This window comes from Paraburkholderia silviterrae, from assembly GCF_004353915.1.
Taxonomy (GTDB): domain Bacteria; phylum Pseudomonadota; class Gammaproteobacteria; order Burkholderiales; family Burkholderiaceae; genus Paraburkholderia; species Paraburkholderia silviterrae.
Map to the genome: position 1 here is coordinate 38,144 of NZ_SMRP01000003.1, position 17,324 is coordinate 55,467.

A 17,324-nucleotide genomic window follows, 5' to 3' on the forward strand; every position below is an offset into this window, starting at 1 on the left:
CGCCGTGAACGTCCCCGCCACTTCGTCTTCTGCGCCGCGGGGGCCGCGGCCGGTCCGCATCGCCATCACCACGGGCGAGCCGGCCGGCGTGGGTCCCGAACTCACCGCCGCGGCGCTCGCAGGCGCCTCGGCGCACTGGCCGGGGGCCGAATTCGTCGTACTCGGCGACCAGACGCTCATCGAGAAGCGCGCCGCGGCGGCCAACGTCGACTGGGCCGCCGTGCTGGCGGGCCAGCACGTGAGCGTCGAGCACATCGCGCTCGCCGCGCCGGTGAAAGCCGGCAAGCTCGACGCCGCCAACGGTCCGTATGTGCTCGCGCTGCTCGACCGCGCGATCGACGGCGCCATGGCGCAAGAGTTCGACGCCATCGTGACCGCGCCGCTGCAAAAGAGCACGATCAACGATTCCGGCGTGCCCTTTACCGGCCACACCGAATACCTCGCGGAGCGCACGAAGACGCCGCGCGTGGTCATGATGCTCGCGGGCACCGGCGCGCGGCCCTTGCGCGTCGCGCTGGCCACCACGCATCTGCCGCTCAAGGACGTGTCGGCGGCGCTGACCATCGACGGGTTGCTCGAAACGCTACGCATCGTCGATCACGACCTGCGCCAGCATTTCGGCGTGGCCACGCCGCGCATCCTCGTGACGGGCCTGAATCCGCACGCGGGCGAGAACGGCTACCTGGGACGCGAGGAGATCGACGTCATTTCGCCGGCGCTTGCGAAAGCGGCAGCCGTTGGCATCGACGCCCGCGGCCCGTATCCCGCCGATACCCTGTTCCAGCCGCGCTACCTCAACGAGGCCGACTGCGTGCTGGCGATGTTCCATGACCAGGGCCTGCCGGTCCTGAAATACGCAACGTTTGGCGAAGGCATCAACGTGACGCTGGGCCTGCCGATCGTGCGCACCTCGGTCGATCATGGCACCGCGCTCGACCTCGCCGGCACGGGCCGCGCGGACGCGGGCAGCCTGATTGCCGCCATCGACACCGCTGTTTCGATGGCGCGCCACCGGCGCGCCATCTGATTGATCTCACCCAGAATGTCCAATAGCAGCAGACAGCACCAAGGCCACTTCGCGCGCAAGCGCTTCGGCCAGAACTTCCTCGTCGACACGGGCGTGATCGACTCGATCGTCGACGTTATTCGCCCGCAGCGCGGCGAACGCATGGTCGAGATCGGGCCAGGCCTCGGCGCGCTCACCGAGCCGCTGATCGAGCGTCTCGCCACGCCCGAGGCGCCGCTGCATGCGGTCGAGCTCGACCGCGACCTCATCGCGCGCCTCACCAAAAAATTCGGGCCGCTGCTCGAACTGCATGCGGGCGACGCGCTCGCGTTCGACTTCGGCACGCTCGCCGCGCCGGGCGACAAACCCTCGCTGCGCATCGTGGGCAATCTGCCGTACAACATCTCGAGCCCGCTGCTGTTTCACCTCGCCACTTTCGCGGAGCGTGTGATCGACCAGCACTTCATGCTGCAGAACGAGGTGGTCGAGCGCATGGTGGCGGAGCCTGGCAGCAAGGCGTTCAGCCGCCTCACCGTGATGCTTCAGTATCGCTATGTGATCGACAAGCTGCTCGACGTGCCGCCCGAGTCGTTCCAGCCGCCGCCCAAGGTGGATTCGGCAATCGTGCGCATGATTCCGTATGCGCCGCACGAACTGCCGCAGGTGGACGGGGCGATTCTCGGCGAACTCGTGACGGCCGCATTCTCGCAGCGCCGCAAGATGCTGCGCAACACGCTCGGTGATTATCGCGATCGAGTGGATTTCGAGGCCCTCGGCTTCGACCTCGCGCGCCGTGCGGAAGACGTGCCGGTGGAAGAGTACGTGCGCGTCGCCCAGGCACTGGGTAACGCGCCGGCGGCATAAGAAGGTTCAAGCGTCAGGGGGCAGGGCGGCGCGCTCAGGCTCCCTGACGGCGGCGCTCATGCGTTGCCGTCTGCTTCGATTAACAAAAGGTCACCCCGCTTCCGGGCGTTGTGCCTCGTACGCCTTGAGCTGGCTGTAGACGATCCGCAGTACCGAAAGCTCACTCGATGCGCGCTGCGCCGCGCCGCCGCGTCGGATCAGATCGCCCAGAATGTGGTCGGCCTCGATGCGCGCGCCGTTCTGCACGTCACGCAACATCGAAGCGGTGAGCGTCGAGCCGGTGGCGAACAGCATCGCGCGCGAGCGCTCGAGGAAGCTGTCGCGCACCGCGTGGCCGTGCTCGGCGGCCACGGTGCGGCATTCCGCGAAGAGACGCTCGACAGTCGCCGCGCCATCGGGCGTCGCGACAATGACGCCCACGGGCGCGCGAAACAGACACGTGCTGCCCGCGAGCGTCGCGAGGAACACCCACTTTTCCCACATTTCCTGCAGGATGTGAGCGCTGGCCTTCACGTTGAAGCCGGCGTTGCTGAACGCATCGGCGATGGCCTGGACACGCGGCGAAACACCGTTGCCGAGCTCGCCGAACGTGATGGCGTGCGCGTCGTTCAGATGGACGATTTCGCGCTTGTCGTTGAGCGTGGAGGCGATCAGGCAGACGCCACCGAGCACGGCCTGCGTGCCGAAGCGTGCCTGCAGCACGTCCAGATGGCGCATGCCGTTGAGCAGTGGCAGGATGACCGTTTGGGGCCCGACGGCCGCCGCGAACGAATCGATCGCGTTTTCGAGATCGTAGGCCTTGCAGCTCAGCAGCACGACGTCGAATGGCTGTGCGCCTTGCGACTCGAGCGCCTCGCGCGTCACGGTCTTTGGATCGCGCAGCGTGAGATCGCCGGCGTGCGGACTGCGGATCACGAGGCCGTCCTGACGCAACTGCTCCGCGCGCGCCTCGCGCACCAGAAACGTCACATCGCGTCCCGCAGCGGCAAGCCGCCCGCCGAAATAGCCGCCCGTCGCTCCTGCACCTACCACCAGAATCCGCATGTCGACTCCTTTGCTTCCTTTCATTGTCAGTAACGCTGGCCGGTGAGTGCTCGCATCGGGCACCAGCCGTTTCGAGATGGCGTCAATGCTAGAGCAAATCGGTATGGCCTGCTTGCCGCGGCCAGCATGGCGCATCCTGCTGGCGTCGGCAGGGCCGGTGGGATTTTGGTACAGTCGCGTTTTTGACGATGGCAAAACGGAGTACACGATGCGCCTTCTACACACGATGATCCGGGTTGGCGACCTGGACCGCTCGATCAAGTTCTATACCGAATTGCTCGGCATGAAACTGCTGCGCCGCGACGACTTTCCCGATGGCAAGTTCACGCTCGCGTTCGTTGGGTACACCGACGAGCGCGACGGCACGGTGATCGAGCTCACGCACAACTGGGATACGCCTGCCTATGACCTGGGGACGGGCTTTGGACACCTGGCGGTGGAAGTGGACGACGCCTACGCCGCCTGCGAGAAGATCAAGGCACAGGGCGGCACGGTGGTGCGCGAAGCCGGACCTATGAAGCACGGCACGACGGTGATCGCGTTCGTGACGGATCCGGATGGGTACAAGATCGAGTTTATTCAGAGGAAGTAAGAATTCTCCGGGCGGTGAGATCGGATTATTCTGATTTCACCGCTGTATTTGTCGTAAGGCATTGTCGCTTAGCGAATCGCTCGACAATAAAAAATAAAATAAAGCGCGATTTGTACAAATTTAAATATTCCACCTGAAGATCGAATGAAAATTCGGACGCTAATCGAAGATATTCAATAGCGTTGCTCGCCGCACTATGGTTTTGGCATATTTTCTTCTGTGCATATCTTCGGATACAAATCGATACAATTATTTCGGCATCCTTATTTAAGGATATCGAGATGCTATTTCATAAGCTGTGGATCGTGCCTCGGAGAGAATTTCGAGACGCATTTGAGACATTCTGACGTTGCTTCCCGTGTCCATTTCGGAGTCTTCCTATATACGGGAATAGTGCTGCCGACGAGAATCTGTCCCCTGGATATTAACTAACTACAAAACGATTCGGAGGGCGTGTCTCGCGTGCGAAGAGGGGGGATTCGACCTTCGGCGGCTTGTGGCGAACAGACTGCCATCGGCATGCGAGTGCCTCCGGATTTTCTGAGAGATGCACGAAATGCCGGTTTTCCTTCAACCAGGAAGTTCTTTGTCCTTTACGTGTGTGGGTGCGCAGCGTGACTGGAACCTTATCGAATGATTCGTCTGCTTTGGACCGCCAGTCGGCGACGTCCATCAAGCGGCCGCGCGCATGTTCTGGCGCGCGAACACGAACATCCGAAGGAAAAGCCATGAACTTGCCTACTCAAACCGAGGCTAGCGCACCTTCCACCAACGGCAGGCTTCTGGCGCGCCTGTTGGACATGCTGGTCATCGCTGCCGGGGCGCAGATCACGATATCCGGTCGCGGTGTGCCCGGGCAGGCAGGATATGACAGTGCTCTCGTCGCATTCACGTTGTTGGCCGTACTGCTCGTGTTTCCTCCTTTCGGGCTATACCGCACCGCCCGCACGCATTTGTTGTGGCGCTGCGTTTGCGTGCCTGGGATCGTCTGGCTTTTTACGCTTGCTGGCGCCGCGTTGGCCGCTTCCGTGATGCATCGGCCATACCATCCCGCACTCGCGTGGTTCTGCGAATGGGCGCTCGTCTCCGGTCTTGGGCTCATCGCATGCAGGCTGCTGGATTCCGCGCTTAGCTTGCGTCGTGCCGATCAGACGGCGAGCTACAGAACGGTTGCGATTGTCGGTACCGGTGCGCATTGCCGTCAGCTCTTGCGCAAGGTCGAATCGACGCCCGATTCGATTTACCACGTCGCCACGATCTTCGACACCGGCCCGGATCTCGGTGAGCCCCTCGGCGCGGTGCCGGCTTTTCGCGACCGCGCGGGTTTCGCTGCCTACGTGCGGCGTTACCGCATCGACGAGCTATGGCTCGCGCTGCCGCTGTCCGAGGAGCAGACGATCCACGCGTTCACCGGGCTCTTTCGCAACGATCTCGTCAACATTCGCTTTATCCCCGACGTCAGCGGTCTCGCGCTCTTCGAAGGAGAAATGGTGAATCTCGGCGGCACGTCGGCGATCAATCTTGTGGGCTCGCCGCTTTCATCGGAAGCCCTGGCGCAGAAGGAAGTGTTCGACCGCATCTTCGCCTGCTGCGTGCTGCTCACGATCTCGCCGCTCCTGCTCGCGATTGCGCTTGCAGTGAAGCTGACGTCGCGCGGCCCGGTGCTCTTCACGCAGCTGCGCAAGGGCGCCAACGGCAGGGTCTTCAACATCTACAAATTCCGCAGCATGCGGCTGCATGTGCAGGCTAATGGCGTGGTTCAGCAGGCGACGCGAGGCGACCCGCGCATCACGCGCGTGGGCGCGTTCCTGCGTCGCACGAGTCTCGACGAACTACCGCAGTTCTTCAACGTGCTGCGCGGCGAGATGTCCGTCGTGGGACCGAGGCCGCACGCCATCGAGCACGACACGCACTATCAGGACATCGTGGACAACTATATCCATCGCTATCGCATCAAGCCCGGTATCACGGGCTGGGCGCAAGTGAACGGATTCCGCGGCGAAACCGATCGCATCGAAAAGATGCAAGGTCGCGTCGAACACGATCTCTATTACCTGAGCAACTGGTCCTTCGGGCTCGACATGCGGATCGTCCTGATGACGGTCTTCAAGGGGCTGGTTCATCGAAATGCTTATTGATTAGCCGGAAAGCAGAAGTGTTGAAACGATTGAAAAAAAGGACCGTTCCCGAGCAGCGCAATATGTGCGGCAGTAGGGGTCACCGTGTTTCCAGTGCGAGCGCCACCATCGCACTGTGTCTGGCGCTTACCGCATGCGGAGTGGCGCCCGGCATGCGCATGATAACCAGCAAAGTGAAAGCAACCGTGGGCGCTGAGCAAACGGATGCTTCGTCCGCCGCAGCGGTGGGTGGCGCAAGCGCGACGCAAGTCGCCGATGCCACGGCCGCCACACCGGAGGTGGCCATCACGGAGCTGGACGCTGCGCTCGTGCGCCGTATTCGGGAAGAGCGGCTCGAAAAGCAACAAGCACAGGTCGAGTTGCTGTCCGCCGCGCCGCAGCCCTATACCGTCGGCGCGGGCGACGTCCTGCAGATCGTGGTGTGGGATCACCCGGAAATCGCGGCGGCCGTGGGTACGACCCAATCACAGGCCTCCACGCGTCCGGGCGATCCGTCTTCCGGCTTCGTGGTGGATCAGGCCGGGGATCTGGCGTTTCCCTATGCAGGCACGATGCACGTTGCCGGTCTTCGTACCGAGGAAGTGCAACGTCGCCTATCGGTCGCGCTCGCCAAATATTTCGTCAAGCCTCAGGTGACGGTGCGGATGGCGTCTTATCGCGCACACGAGGTTTACATCGACGGTGAGGTGCGCAACCCCGGTGTGGTCGCAGTGAATGACGTGCCGATGTCGCTGTACGAAGCGATTTCACGTGCAGGCGGCTTTGCGGACACGGCGGATCAGAGCGATCTCGTGCTGGTGCGCCAAGGCGCTTCGCACCGCATCAACCTGACGCAGATGGTGGCGAGCGGTGTCAGTCCGTCCCGGCTATATCTCAAGTCTGGCGACATGCTGCGTGTTGTCGCGCGCGATGAAAACGACGTCTACGTGATGGGCGAAGTCAACAAACCAATCTCCGCTATTCCGCGCCGCACGGGCCGCATCACGCTGGCTGACGCAATTGCGCAGGCAGGTAGCGTCAACTCGTCGACGGCCGATGCCGCGCAAATGTTTGTGATTCGCGGATCGCTGAGCGGCACGCCCCAAGTTTTCCATCTCGACGGACGCTCGCCAGTGGCGATGCTGGTCGCCAAGGAATTCGACCTGCAGCCTAAGGACGTCGTGTACGTGGATGGCAATGGCCTTGTCCGCTTCAACCGCGTGCTGACGTTGCTGATTCCGGCCATTAACGCCGGCTTGACTGCGGGGTTAGTGGCGAAATGATCGATCGCGTTCTGGTGGTTTGTGAAGGCAACATCTGCCGCAGTCCCTTGGCCTGCGCCATGCTCGCGCAGGCATTGCCCGATATTGGCTTTAGCTCGGCGGGCACACATGCACTGGTCGGGGAAGGTGCGGACCCGCTCGTTCTTGAAATGGCGCGCGAGCGTGGCGTACAGCTCGACGAGCATGTGGCCACGGCGATCACGGACGAACAGGTACGCGCCGCCGATCTCATTCTGACGATGACGAAGGTGCAGCGCGAACAGATCGAGCACGCGTGGCCGTATTCGCGAGGCAAAGTCTACCGGCTCAGCGAGAACGATGGCGTTGATGTCGTCGACCCGTATCGCCGCCATCGCACGGCATTTGAACTGGCATTCGCGCAAATCGAGCATGGCGTCGCGCATTGGAGCGATGTGCTGGCAGGACTGGCTCACTGAATCATGACCCTTCTTAAGCAAAACCGTCCGGCAGAGCAGGCGGACGACGACGAAATCGATCTTTCCGAGATCTTCAATGCACTGCGCGAAAGTTGGAAACAGATCGCAATCGTGGCGGCGTGCGTGCTCCTTCTAGGCACGACGTACGCCTTTCTTGGAACGCCGGTTTATCGCGCGGATGCTGTCATTCAGGTGGATGACGATTCGGGCATGAGCTCGATCAACGACAAGCTTGGCGACCTCGCATCGCTGTTTCAGAGCAAGGCGACTGCCGACGCGGAAATCGAATTGATCCGCTCGCGCATGGTGGTGGGTGAAACGGTGGACCGGCTGCATCTGGATGTGAGTGCGAAGCCGCATTACTTTCCGGTGATCGGTGGCGCAATTGCACGCCGCTCGCAGGCCGATGGCGATGCTGGTTTGGCGAAGCCGATTCTCGGCTTGGGGAGCTACGCATGGGGCGGCGAGAGGATCAGCGTGTCGCAGTTCGAAGTCCCTGCCGCGCTGCGCGAGAAGAAGTTCAAACTGCACGCGCTCGACGCTGAACGTTACGAACTGATCGATCCGGACGGCGACGTTGCATTGCGTGCACGCGTGGGCGAAGCTGCCAACGGTACGACGGCAGAAGGTCCCGTTCGGCTGACCGTGGCATCGCTCGTGGCAAGACCTGGGACGCGCTTTGACCTCAAGCGCTCTTCTACCCAGCAAACTGTCGAAGAACTGCAAAAGAAGCTCGATATTGCAGAGAAGACGAAACAGTCGGGCATTATCGGCGTCAAGCTCGATGGCGAAGACGCGCAGCGCATCACGGCAACGATCAACATGATCGCGAGCCTGTATGTGCAGCGCAACGTCGACCGTAAATCGGCGCAGGCGCAACAGATGCTCACTTTCCTTGGTGACCAGTTGCCACAGTTGCGCGCCAGCCTCGATCAGTCGGAGGCGCGCTACAACGCATTTCGCGCGAAGACCGGCGCCATCGATCTCGACGCCCAAGGCAAGCTCCTGCTGCAGTCCGTGGTGGATACGAAAACTCGCATGATCGAACTGCAGCAGCAGCGCGCCGATCTGGTACAGCGCTATACGCCTTCGCATCCGGCTGTCGCGGCCGTTGATGCGCGTATCGCCGAACTGGAGCACCAACAGGATCAATACGAGAGTCAGGTGAGCGGCCTGCCGCAGACGCAGCAGGAAGCGTTGCGTCTCATGCGCGATGTGAAGGTCAACACGGACCTCTATATGAAGCTACTCGACAGCACGCAGCAATTGCGCGTGTTGAAGGCGGGCCAACTCGGCAACGTGCGGACGGTCGACTTCGCCGTCGTGCCCGAGAAGCCGGTGCGCCCGAAGAAGCTCCTCGCGATTCCATTCGCGGCGGTGTTGGGTCTGCTGATTGGCTGCGCTGTTGCCCTCGGCCGCCGCATGCTCAATCGCGGCCTGGAAAGCCCAGCGGAAATCGAGCACGCCGTCGAAGTGCCTGTCTACGCGATCATCTCGCATAGCGACAAGCAACTCACGCTCGAACAAGCGGTACGCCGTAATCCGTCGAAGCCCGGTGTGCTAGCCGCGGCCTTCCCGGACGACGTCGCAGTCGAAGGTCTGCGTAGCCTGCGCACGGCGCTGCAGTTCGGCGTGCTCAAGCCCGAAAACAACATTGTCATGATTACCGGGCCGCGGCCTGGCGTGGGTAAGTCGTTCGTCTCAGTCAATCTCGCGACGGTGCTCGCTTCGACGGGCAAGCGCATCCTGCTGATTGACGCCGATATGCGGCGCGGCGACGTGCACTCGTATTTCTCGATCAACGGTAAGCCCGGCCTCGCCGAGGTGCTGACAGGCCGAGAGCCCGCCGACGTCATTCACCGTCAGGTGCTGCCCAACCTCGACGTCATGATGGCGGGATCGACACCAGATCGTCCGTCGGAGCTGCTGCTGCGCGATCGCTTTGGAACGGTGCTCAAGGCACTTGCCGCGACCTACGACATGGTGATCGTGGACTCGCCGCCCGTGCTCGCGGTGACCGATCCCGTGCTCATTGGCAAGGAGGCCGGTGCGACGCTCATGGTGGTGCGCCACGGCCGACATTCAGCTGCCGAACTGAAGGAGACGACACGTCACCTGGCGAGCGCAGGCGTTGCCGTGGACGGCGTCTTGTTGACCGACGTGCCGCAGCGCGGTGCGACCTATGGGGCGTACTCGGATTATCGGAAGAAGGTCGACTAACGCAGGGTGTTTCGTCCACTTGGGGACGGTTTACGCGGGATCACGGCAATGAAACAAAAAGTACTGCTAACGTTTGGAACCCGTCCGGAAGCGATAAAGATGGCACCGCTCGTGCAACGCTTGCGGCGCGATCCGGACTTCGATTGCAAAGTGTGCGTGACCGGGCAGCATCGCGAGATGCTTGACCAGGTTTTGGCGCTCTTCGACATCGAGCCGGACTTCGACCTGAACGTCATGAAACGCGGTCAGGACCTCTACGGTGTGACGACATCGATTCTCTCCGGCATGAGCGGGGTGTTGGAGCGTGCTCAGCCCGACATGGTGCTCGTGCATGGCGATACGACCACGACTATGGCCGCCACGCTTGCGGCGTTCTACAAGCGTATTCCGGTCGGTCACGTCGAAGCGGGCCTGCGTACTGGCAATTTGCTTTCGCCTTGGCCAGAAGAGGCAAATCGCAAGCTGACGGGCGCGCTGGCGACGCTCCACTTCGCGCCTACGGCGCGAGCCCAGCAAAACCTGCTTGCTGAAGGCGTGAGTGACGGCTCCGTCGTGGTCACGGGCAACACGGTGATTGACGCACTTCTGCATGTACGCGGGCGTCTCGCCGGCGATGCGCATTTGCGCGCCGAGGCCCAGCGGGTCTTGCCCGCGCTGCAAGCAGAGCGGCGTCTGGTGCTGGTCACGGGGCACCGTCGCGAGAGCTTTGGCGACGGCTTCGAGCGCATTTGCACGGCGCTCGCGCAAGTGGCCCGCGCGTATCCGGAAGTCGACATTGTCTATCCGATGCATCTGAACCCGAACGTGCGCGAGCCGGTGAATCGCCTGCTCACGAGCATCGCCAATGTCCACTTGATCGAACCTCTCGACTACCTGCCGTTCGTGAGCTTGATGGACCGATCGAACTTGATCCTGACCGACTCGGGCGGCATCCAGGAAGAGGCGCCTTCGCTGTGCAAGCCGGTGCTCGTGATGCGCGACACGACCGAACGTCAGGAAGCGATCGACGCTGGCGTCGTGCAGCTTGTCGGTACCGAAGTGCAGGCGATTGTCGAGGGGGTTTCGCGGTTGTTGGATGACCGGGCAGCGTACGCGGCGATGAGCCGGGGCGACAACCCCTATGGAGATGGGCGGGCGTGCGACCGCATTGCGGACGCGTTGAAGGCCCGTTGGACTGCCGCGCTTCGCGCGGCCTGAAGGCAACGATTAATCAAGACACCAACATCATGAATTTCGAAACGATTTCGGTTGTAGGGCTCGGCTACATCGGCTTACCGACGGCAGCGGCATTTGCCGCCCGGCGCAAGAAGGTGATTGGCGTCGACGTGAATCAACATGCAGTCGACACGATCAATCGTGGCGCAATTCATATTGTCGAGCCCGAACTCGACATGCTCGTACATGCCGCGGTGACGCAGGGCTACTTGCGAGCGACCACGATGCCGGAACCCGCCGACGCATTCCTCATTGCGGTTCCCACGCCGTTCTCGGATGGCCATAAGCCTGACCTCTCTTATATCGAGGCTGCGAGCCGAGCAGTGGCGCCCGTGCTGAAGAAGGGCGACTTGATCGTCCTCGAATCGACCTCGCCGGTAGGGGCGACCGCAAAGATGGCCGAATGGATGGCCGAAATGCGCCCGGACCTGACCTTTCCGCAACAGACCGGCGACGCATCGGAAGTGCGAGTGGCGCATTGTCCGGAGCGCGTGTTGCCGGGGCACGTGATTCGCGAGCTCGTCGAAAACGACCGCGTGATTGGTGGCATGACGGACCGTTGCAGTGAGGCGGCGCGCGAGCTCTATCAAGTGTTCGTGCGCGGTGAGTGCATCGTCACTGATGCGCGTACGGCGGAGATGTGCAAGCTCACCGAGAACTCGTTTCGCGACGTGAATATTGCGTTCGCCAATGAGCTTTCGCTGATCTGCGACCGACTGGACATCAACGTTTGGGAGCTCATCAAGCTGGCGAACCGCCATCCGCGCGTGAATATTCTGCAGCCTGGACCGGGCGTGGGCGGTCATTGCATCGCGGTGGATCCGTGGTTCATTGTGGATTCCGCACCTGAGCAGGCACGCCTTATTCGCGCTGCCCGCAATGTGAATGACGACAAGCCGCATTGGGTGATCGAGCGTGTGGAGAACGCGGCGAAGCGTTTCCGCGAACCGGTTATTGCGTGCCTTGGTCTTGCGTTCAAGGCGAATATCGATGATCTGCGCGAAAGCCCCGCGGTGGAGATTGCCAAGGAGCTGGGCCAGCGCTTTCCGGCGCAGGTCGTGGCTGTCGAGCCGAATATTCGCGAACTGCCGGCAGGGCTGGAGGGCGTGCTGCGGCTTTGCGATCTGCGCACGGCAATGGCAGAGGCTGACGTGATCGTGATTCTCGTCGATCACTCGCAGTTCAAGCAGGTCGATCCGATTCGCTTGCAGGCGAAGGTGGTGATTGATACGCGTGGTGTGTTGGCGGGACGTAGGTAGAGTGTGCGGCAACGGGACATCTGTGCAATTTTCGGTGATCTGCCATAGGCGCAAGTTCCTACGTTTGGGTAGAAATGTGGGTGCAACTATTGGGCATCGTCGCGAGCATGTCAAAGACGGCTTGCGCTATCCAGCGCAAGTGACTATCGGGAGCAAGTTGTCTCACGTTCTATGCGCCGCACCTTTCCTATGTTCTCTGTACTGGTCCTCTGTAGCGGCAGCCGATCGGAACACAGTTGATAGCGGGTACTCGAGTGTTTTCATATCCGACTGGAGTCGGGGGATGGCGCCAGAGTTGGTGGTGCAGAAGGCATCACCGGACGACGTCGTCGTTGTCGACGATCCGGTCCATAGCGGACGTAAAGCCGTAAAAGTCACGATTTCTCTCGATGAAGATTATTCACATGTGGCGAATGGAGCCCCACGCGCGGAAATCGTATTTCCGGGCTCGCTAAGGTTTGAGGTTGGGCACCACTATTTGATCAGGTGGAGCACATATATACCGTCATCGTTTGTCCCAGACGATGACGAGTCGGTTGTCATTACTCAGATTCATCAAGGAGGGTGTTGCAGTGGCCCCCCACCCATCATGCTGACGATTCGTGGTGACCATTATGAATTCGCGGAGCGCTCTGACGTAAATGGTGTGCGGCAACAAGTGCTCCGAAAAATCAAGAGTGATATCGGTAGGTGGGTCAATTGGGTGCTGAGATATGTACCTGATCCAAGTGGAGTGAAATCAAGGACAGAATTGCGTAAAGATGACGTTGTTGTTTATTCGTCTGATAGATGGCCTAACGCGTATTCGGATGATCAGACATCGTATTTGAAGATTGGGCTTTATAAATCGAAATGGGATTTCAAAAATGATGCTAATCGTCGGTTGTGTTTGCTTTTCGGCGATATCTTAATCTCCGAGAGAGGTGAGGGCAGTCTTGGGATCGTGAGCGCTCTGGACAGTGACACAGAATAGGAGGCGGACATTGAAGCGAGTGGATTTATTTGGAACGAAAGTTGATGTTGCTACCATGGATGAAACGGTCCAAAAGATCATGACAAGGATCGATCGACAGCAGTTCACCCAACATGTGGTCGTCAACGTTGCAAAGCTTGTGAACATGCAGTCGGATGAAGCATTGGCGGCAGCAGTCAGCGGCTGCGACATTATCAATATTGACGGTATGGGGGTCGTCTGGGGGGCACGTGCTCTCGGCTACAGAATTCCAGAGAGAATTGCCGGAATTGACCTGTTCGACCGGCTTCTCTCAGCGGCGGCTTCTCGGCGATACCCCGTGTTCTTTCTAGGTGCGACAGAGGCTGTATTGGCATCGGCTGTGGAGCAATGCCGCGCGCGATATCGATCATTAGAAATTGCCGGATCGCATCACGGATATTTCTGGGGGAACGAGCGTGATGTAGCCGATGTCATCAGACGTTCCGGCGCCAGATTGCTATTCGTCGCCATAACTTCTCCGAAAAAGGAGCGTTTTATCAATGACTGGGGGCGCGAACTTGGCGTCGATTTCGTAATGGGAGTTGGCGGCACATTCGACGTTGTCGCTGGAAAAGTTCGCCGGGCACCCCTTTGGATGCAGCGTTGTGGATTGGAGTGGTTCTTTCGGGTACTCCAGGAGCCCCGCCGCATGTGGAAACGTTACCTGATTACAAACAGTGCTTTTCTATTCATGGTAGGGAAAGCTTGGATTTCGCCGAGGCGGAGCTAACGGCACTGACCATTGGTGGTAAATACGGCAGAACAAAAAATCTTATGATCAAACAAGCGCTACATCTGACGATTGGAAATCTAGTTTCAAGATGCGTATTTGCCTTTTTGACGATTGCGCTGGCGAAGATCGTTAATCCGTCAAGCTACGGCGCGTTTTCATATGCGATTGCGATTACTACAATTTCGAGCTATTTTTGCGAACTTGGTATTCAAAACACCTATTTGCGCGACGTCTCGGGAAGCAAGCCATTATGGTCATGTTATACGATCACATCGCTATATATGCGTTTTCTGCTGTATTTTCCTGTTTGTGCCGTTGCCTATACATTATTTCCATATCTAGTCGATTCAAAGGTGACTCTGCGATGCGTCGAGTTGATGTTCGCCCCTGGCGTGCTCGGTTTGACGCTGACGAACTGGATCACCGGTGCCTTGTTATCGCAATCTAGAATCGAACAGCTTGCGCTTACTCGAATTAAGGCGGCCGGAGCGCAGGTTGTGTTGGTCGGTGGCTGTGCGTTTATGCCGATTACTGAGAATTCTCGAATTGAAGTGGTGGCGCTTGGATACGGTATCGGCCTGCTTGTGGGCGGATTATTCGGAATTAAAGTTGTTCCTCTGAAAAAATTTTCAATCTCTGCGAAGAGATTTCGTCATTTTTCGTGGAGACTCCTACGCGGTCTGCAGGGTTATGTCGTGTCGGGATGGTTTTACATGCTCGCACCATCCCTAGGTGTGCTGATACTCGAGCGTAGTGCAACCTTGGCTGTTGTTGGCACTTTTTCCTTGGCTGCCAGAGTTCCGCAATTTATGTACACAATACCGGGAGCCGCAGGTCAGTCATTCTACCCGAAATTATTTGAGGCATTTCGGAATCGAGATTGGAAGTCGTATAATTTTTTCTTCACTAAAGAAGCGAAGCTGCTGTTGCCCATTGGCCTATTTCTTGCACTTGCGATATTGATATCTGCTCCTGTCATATCTAGGGTTGTCGGTCACTCCCCAAATGCTCCTTACCAGGAAGAGTTCAAGAAGGCATTGTTGATTGGTGCGGGGATAATTTTTATTCAGAGCTTGTCGATTCCATTGGGCCATGCACTAGAGACTACAGGACGAGCCGGCCATAGGACGCTTGGACAGGGTATCGCATTAAGTATTGCCATCGTGTTGTTTGCAGCCTTGGGGCGGAAATTTGGTGCGGTGGGCGCTATGGTGGCTGCGGTCATAACTGAGGGTATTTTATATATCGGATGGCTAACCTTGCTGATTTTTAGTGACCGAAGGGCACAAGTTTCTCAGTTGCTGATCCCAAGCATGGTTGGTGCGCTGTTTGTCGTATTTTCCGGTATTGGTATGTGGCGTTTATACGTGGGAACTTGATGAAGATTCTGATCATTTGCGAGCATTTTTTTCCTTTGACTGGTGCGCAGGCGCTGCAGGCCACAAAGGTGGCGGACGCTCTCTCGCTTGCAGGGTGTGAGGTACGCATACTGTGCGGTGCAAGGCAGGTGCAAGGCGCGGAATCTGCGTATCCCGTTTATTTTGTCGAAACGGTTCCGTACGGTGGATCGAATAATATTTTGGATCGAGTAGTGAGACGTGTCCGTCATGAGTTCAATGATATCAATGCCGAAGGTGAATGGATAAATGCGATGGTCGAGAAGGCCATTGAAATGGAGCGTGAATTTAAACCTGATGTCATTATGACTCAATCAACGCCTTTTAGAAGCCATCTTGTTGGTCTGCGCCTGCCCAGTGAAATGCGGGAAAAATGGGTGGCTTATTTCAGCGATTTATGGCCACTGTGCCTTACGCCGTATCCATATCGCACGACTTTGTCCAATATTTTGTCCTTTGTACAGCTGAGATCTCTTGGGAGGGTTTTGGGCACAGCCAGAAAAATCATCATGTCGAGTGATGAGTCGGTTTTCCAAATTACAAGAAAATTTCCTCACATAGATCCGGAGAAATTTTTCTCTGTCGCGCACATAGGCACGCCTCCGTCGGGGTTAGCGCCTTCCGCTATGGAGAGCGAGCACTACGCCAGTCGATTTGTCCACGTAGGAAGATTGACCCGGGAAAGAACTTGTCCCGAGCTCGTAACCGCAATCGGAAAACTTGTTGAGGAGGAGGGGACAAGTGGCGCACGTTTCCCAGGCTTCACGTTTGTAGGATGGGTTGATCAAGAATTTCGCGAAAGGTGCGTAGAACTTGAGCGAAGCGGTGCGATCGAGTTTGTGGGAGATGTCGATCCGACGGTCGCCCAATCGATTTGCACGGCAGCAGGCGTGCTTGTCGTGATTGAAGCAAATATGCCTGAAAGCCCCTTTTTGCCGAGCAAATTTAGCGACTACGCAATGTTGCGAAAGCCAATTCTTTCGATTTCACCGCCGGGCCCCATCCGACGATACCTGTCCAGACATGGTGGTGGTGTGGCTACGGGACACAATGCAAGGGATATTCAGGATGCCATGCGAAGTCTTATTAAGAACAAGCACTCCACTTCCGATGGCGTGCGGCTCGCAGCGTTGTTCGACGCAGGTCATGTAGCGCAGAAGTATATCGAAATATTCGGGCGACAAGTGTGAAGATCCTAGTTGTTACTAACATGTTTGCTGGCGCGAACCCCGTGTCACCTAGTCAGGGAATATTCGTTTCCGAACAAGTCAACGCGTTGCGCCGATTGCCGAATGTTGAGGTCGACGTTGAGGTCGTCAAAGGTTTCGATGGATCGCATGCATATTTGACCTCAATGCCAAGAATTATAAGAACCATCATTCATGGCAGATACGATGTCATTCACTATCATTTTGGCCTGACCGCGTGGTCTGCGCCATTGGTTCGCATGTTCACGAAGGCCAAGATTGTTGTCACTTTGCATGGCTCCGATGTGTGTGGTCCACGATGGATGAGATTAATTTCTTCATTTTCATCCAGATTTTGTGACGTCGTCGTTGCGGTTAGCAAAGAAATAGCAATCAGAACACCGACTATATCCAGAAAATCCGTGACTATTCCCTGTGGCGTGGATGTTGAATTCTTCAAGCCAGAAGTTAAACTGAGGCAGTTTAGGTCGACTAGATTGGTAATATTTCCATCATCCCCGGATCGACCGGAGAAGGATTACAATTTATTTAAGCAGGTGTTGGAGAAAATCCGGCTCGCACTTCCCGAGTTGAATATAGAGGAGCGGTGGATAGATAAGCTTAGTCGTGCAGAAGTGAAGGATCTCCTTCAACGAGCACACGTTCTTATTCTCACTTCGAAACGGGAGGGGTCGCCTCAAGTAGTTAAGGAGGCGATGGCTTGTGCGTTACCAGTAGTTGCAGTGAATGTAGGCGACGTCGCCAAATTACTCGGTGGAGTCGAGCAGTGTTTCGTGTCGGCCGATCGTGACTCTGAAGCAATTTCAACTAAGGCTGTTCAGATTCTGTCGAGTACAAAGGAATCTACCGGACCCGAAAGACTGAGAGAATTTGGGTATACAGAATCGGATGTTGTTAATAGGTTGATGAAAATCTACCAATCAATTTTGAATTAAGGAAGGTGTATTGATTTGAC

At 58.0% G+C, this 17,324-nt stretch carries 15 protein-coding genes; 14 read left to right on the top strand and 1 reads right to left on the bottom strand.

Annotated features, from left to right (window positions below; translation table 11 throughout):
• The first annotated feature begins 4 nt into the window (after positions 1 to 4).
• The gene (gene pdxA / locus EYW47_RS07590) at positions 5 to 1,027 is read left to right on the top strand and encodes a 4-hydroxythreonine-4-phosphate dehydrogenase PdxA (protein ID WP_133194268.1); all 1,023 of its coding nucleotides are present in this window, start codon (positions 5 to 7) and stop codon (positions 1,025 to 1,027) included.
• Positions 1,028 to 1,042: 15 nt separating this feature from the next.
• Positions 1,043 to 1,870 (top strand): 16S rRNA (adenine(1518)-N(6)/adenine(1519)-N(6))-dimethyltransferase RsmA, encoded by an 828-nt coding sequence (rsmA, locus tag EYW47_RS07595; RefSeq protein ID WP_133194269.1) that lies wholly within the window; start codon positions 1,043 to 1,045, stop codon positions 1,868 to 1,870.
• Between the two features lie 90 nt (positions 1,871 to 1,960).
• Here rsmA and panE read toward each other — a convergent pair whose 3' ends face one another.
• Positions 1,961 to 2,914, bottom strand: a complete 954-nt coding sequence (gene panE / locus EYW47_RS07600) for a 2-dehydropantoate 2-reductase (protein WP_133194270.1) — start codon at positions 2,912 to 2,914, stop codon at positions 1,961 to 1,963.
• A gap of 208 nt (positions 2,915 to 3,122) precedes the next feature.
• Between panE and gloA the strand changes: the two genes are divergently transcribed.
• The 12 genes from gloA to EYW47_RS07660 all read left to right on the top strand — a co-directional run bounded on the left by gloA (position 3,123) and on the right by EYW47_RS07660 (position 17,304).
• Entirely contained in the window at positions 3,123 to 3,506 is a 384-nt protein-coding gene (gene gloA / locus EYW47_RS07605) for a lactoylglutathione lyase (protein ID WP_133194271.1), read from the top strand.
• A 728-nt stretch (positions 3,507 to 4,234) separates the two neighbouring features.
• Entirely contained in the window at positions 4,235 to 5,644 is a 1,410-nt protein-coding gene (locus EYW47_RS07610) for an undecaprenyl-phosphate glucose phosphotransferase (protein ID WP_133194272.1), read from the top strand.
• 20 nt (positions 5,645 to 5,664) lie between these two features.
• Positions 5,665 to 6,906, top strand: coding sequence for a polysaccharide biosynthesis/export family protein (locus EYW47_RS07615; protein WP_240763598.1), 1,242 nt, complete (start codon positions 5,665 to 5,667; stop codon positions 6,904 to 6,906).
• Entirely contained in the window at positions 6,903 to 7,343 is a 441-nt protein-coding gene (locus EYW47_RS07620; protein WP_133194273.1) for a low molecular weight protein-tyrosine-phosphatase, read from the top strand. The genes EYW47_RS07615 and EYW47_RS07620 overlap by 4 nt, the downstream gene beginning before the upstream one ends.
• Positions 7,344 to 7,346: 3 nt before the next feature.
• Positions 7,347 to 9,563 carry a polysaccharide biosynthesis tyrosine autokinase gene (locus EYW47_RS07625; protein ID WP_133194274.1) on the top strand — a complete coding sequence of 739 codons (2,217 nt, stop codon included), beginning with the start codon at positions 7,347 to 7,349 and terminating at the stop codon, positions 9,561 to 9,563.
• A 48-nt stretch (positions 9,564 to 9,611) separates the two neighbouring features.
• Positions 9,612 to 10,760 (top strand): non-hydrolyzing UDP-N-acetylglucosamine 2-epimerase, encoded by a 1,149-nt coding sequence (gene wecB, locus EYW47_RS07630; RefSeq protein WP_133194275.1) that lies wholly within the window; start codon positions 9,612 to 9,614, stop codon positions 10,758 to 10,760.
• 29 nt (positions 10,761 to 10,789) lie between these two features.
• The gene (wecC, locus tag EYW47_RS07635) at positions 10,790 to 12,037 is read left to right on the top strand and encodes a UDP-N-acetyl-D-mannosamine dehydrogenase (RefSeq protein ID WP_133194276.1); all 1,248 of its coding nucleotides are present in this window, start codon (positions 10,790 to 10,792) and stop codon (positions 12,035 to 12,037) included.
• Positions 12,038 to 12,320: 283 nt separating this feature from the next.
• The gene (locus tag EYW47_RS07640) at positions 12,321 to 13,010 is read left to right on the top strand and encodes a heparin lyase I family protein (protein WP_133194277.1); all 690 of its coding nucleotides are present in this window, start codon (positions 12,321 to 12,323) and stop codon (positions 13,008 to 13,010) included.
• Positions 13,011 to 13,029: 19 nt separating this feature from the next.
• Entirely contained in the window at positions 13,030 to 13,761 is a 732-nt protein-coding gene (locus EYW47_RS07645) for a WecB/TagA/CpsF family glycosyltransferase (protein WP_276322937.1), read from the top strand.
• Positions 13,683 to 15,143: a lipopolysaccharide biosynthesis protein gene (locus EYW47_RS07650; RefSeq protein ID WP_133194279.1), complete on the top strand. Its 1,461-nt coding sequence runs from the start codon at positions 13,683 to 13,685 to the stop codon at positions 15,141 to 15,143. Before EYW47_RS07645 ends, EYW47_RS07650 begins: the two co-directional genes overlap by 79 nt.
• Positions 15,143 to 16,351 carry a glycosyltransferase family protein gene (locus EYW47_RS07655; RefSeq protein ID WP_133194280.1) on the top strand — a complete coding sequence of 403 codons (1,209 nt, stop codon included), beginning with the start codon at positions 15,143 to 15,145 and terminating at the stop codon, positions 16,349 to 16,351. Before EYW47_RS07650 ends, EYW47_RS07655 begins: the two co-directional genes overlap by 1 nt.
• The gene (locus EYW47_RS07660) at positions 16,348 to 17,304 is read left to right on the top strand and encodes a glycosyltransferase (protein ID WP_133194281.1); all 957 of its coding nucleotides are present in this window, start codon (positions 16,348 to 16,350) and stop codon (positions 17,302 to 17,304) included. The genes EYW47_RS07655 and EYW47_RS07660 overlap by 4 nt, the downstream gene beginning before the upstream one ends.
• Positions 17,305 to 17,324 lie beyond the last annotated feature (20 nt).

Excerpts from the sequence above, each read along its gene's own strand:
- EYW47_RS07655 (WP_133194280.1), top strand. The coding sequence starts at position 15,143 with ATGAAGATTCTGATCATTTGCGAGCATTTTTTTCCTTTGACTGGTGCG.
- EYW47_RS07640 (WP_133194277.1), top strand. The coding sequence starts at position 12,321 with ATGGCGCCAGAGTTGGTGGTGCAGAAGGCATCACCGGACGACGTCGTC.
- panE (WP_133194270.1), bottom strand. The coding sequence starts at position 2,914 with ATGCGGATTCTGGTGGTAGGTGCAGGAGCGACGGGCGGCTATTTCGGC.
- EYW47_RS07620 (WP_133194273.1), top strand. The coding sequence starts at position 6,903 with ATGATCGATCGCGTTCTGGTGGTTTGTGAAGGCAACATCTGCCGCAGT.
- EYW47_RS07625 (WP_133194274.1), top strand. The coding sequence starts at position 7,347 with ATGACCCTTCTTAAGCAAAACCGTCCGGCAGAGCAGGCGGACGACGAC.
- EYW47_RS07610 (WP_133194272.1), top strand. The coding sequence starts at position 4,235 with ATGAACTTGCCTACTCAAACCGAGGCTAGCGCACCTTCCACCAACGGC.
- gloA (WP_133194271.1), top strand. The coding sequence starts at position 3,123 with ATGCGCCTTCTACACACGATGATCCGGGTTGGCGACCTGGACCGCTCG.
- rsmA (WP_133194269.1), top strand. The coding sequence starts at position 1,043 with ATGTCCAATAGCAGCAGACAGCACCAAGGCCACTTCGCGCGCAAGCGC.
- wecC (WP_133194276.1), top strand. The coding sequence starts at position 10,790 with ATGAATTTCGAAACGATTTCGGTTGTAGGGCTCGGCTACATCGGCTTA.
- wecB (WP_133194275.1), top strand. The coding sequence starts at position 9,612 with ATGAAACAAAAAGTACTGCTAACGTTTGGAACCCGTCCGGAAGCGATA.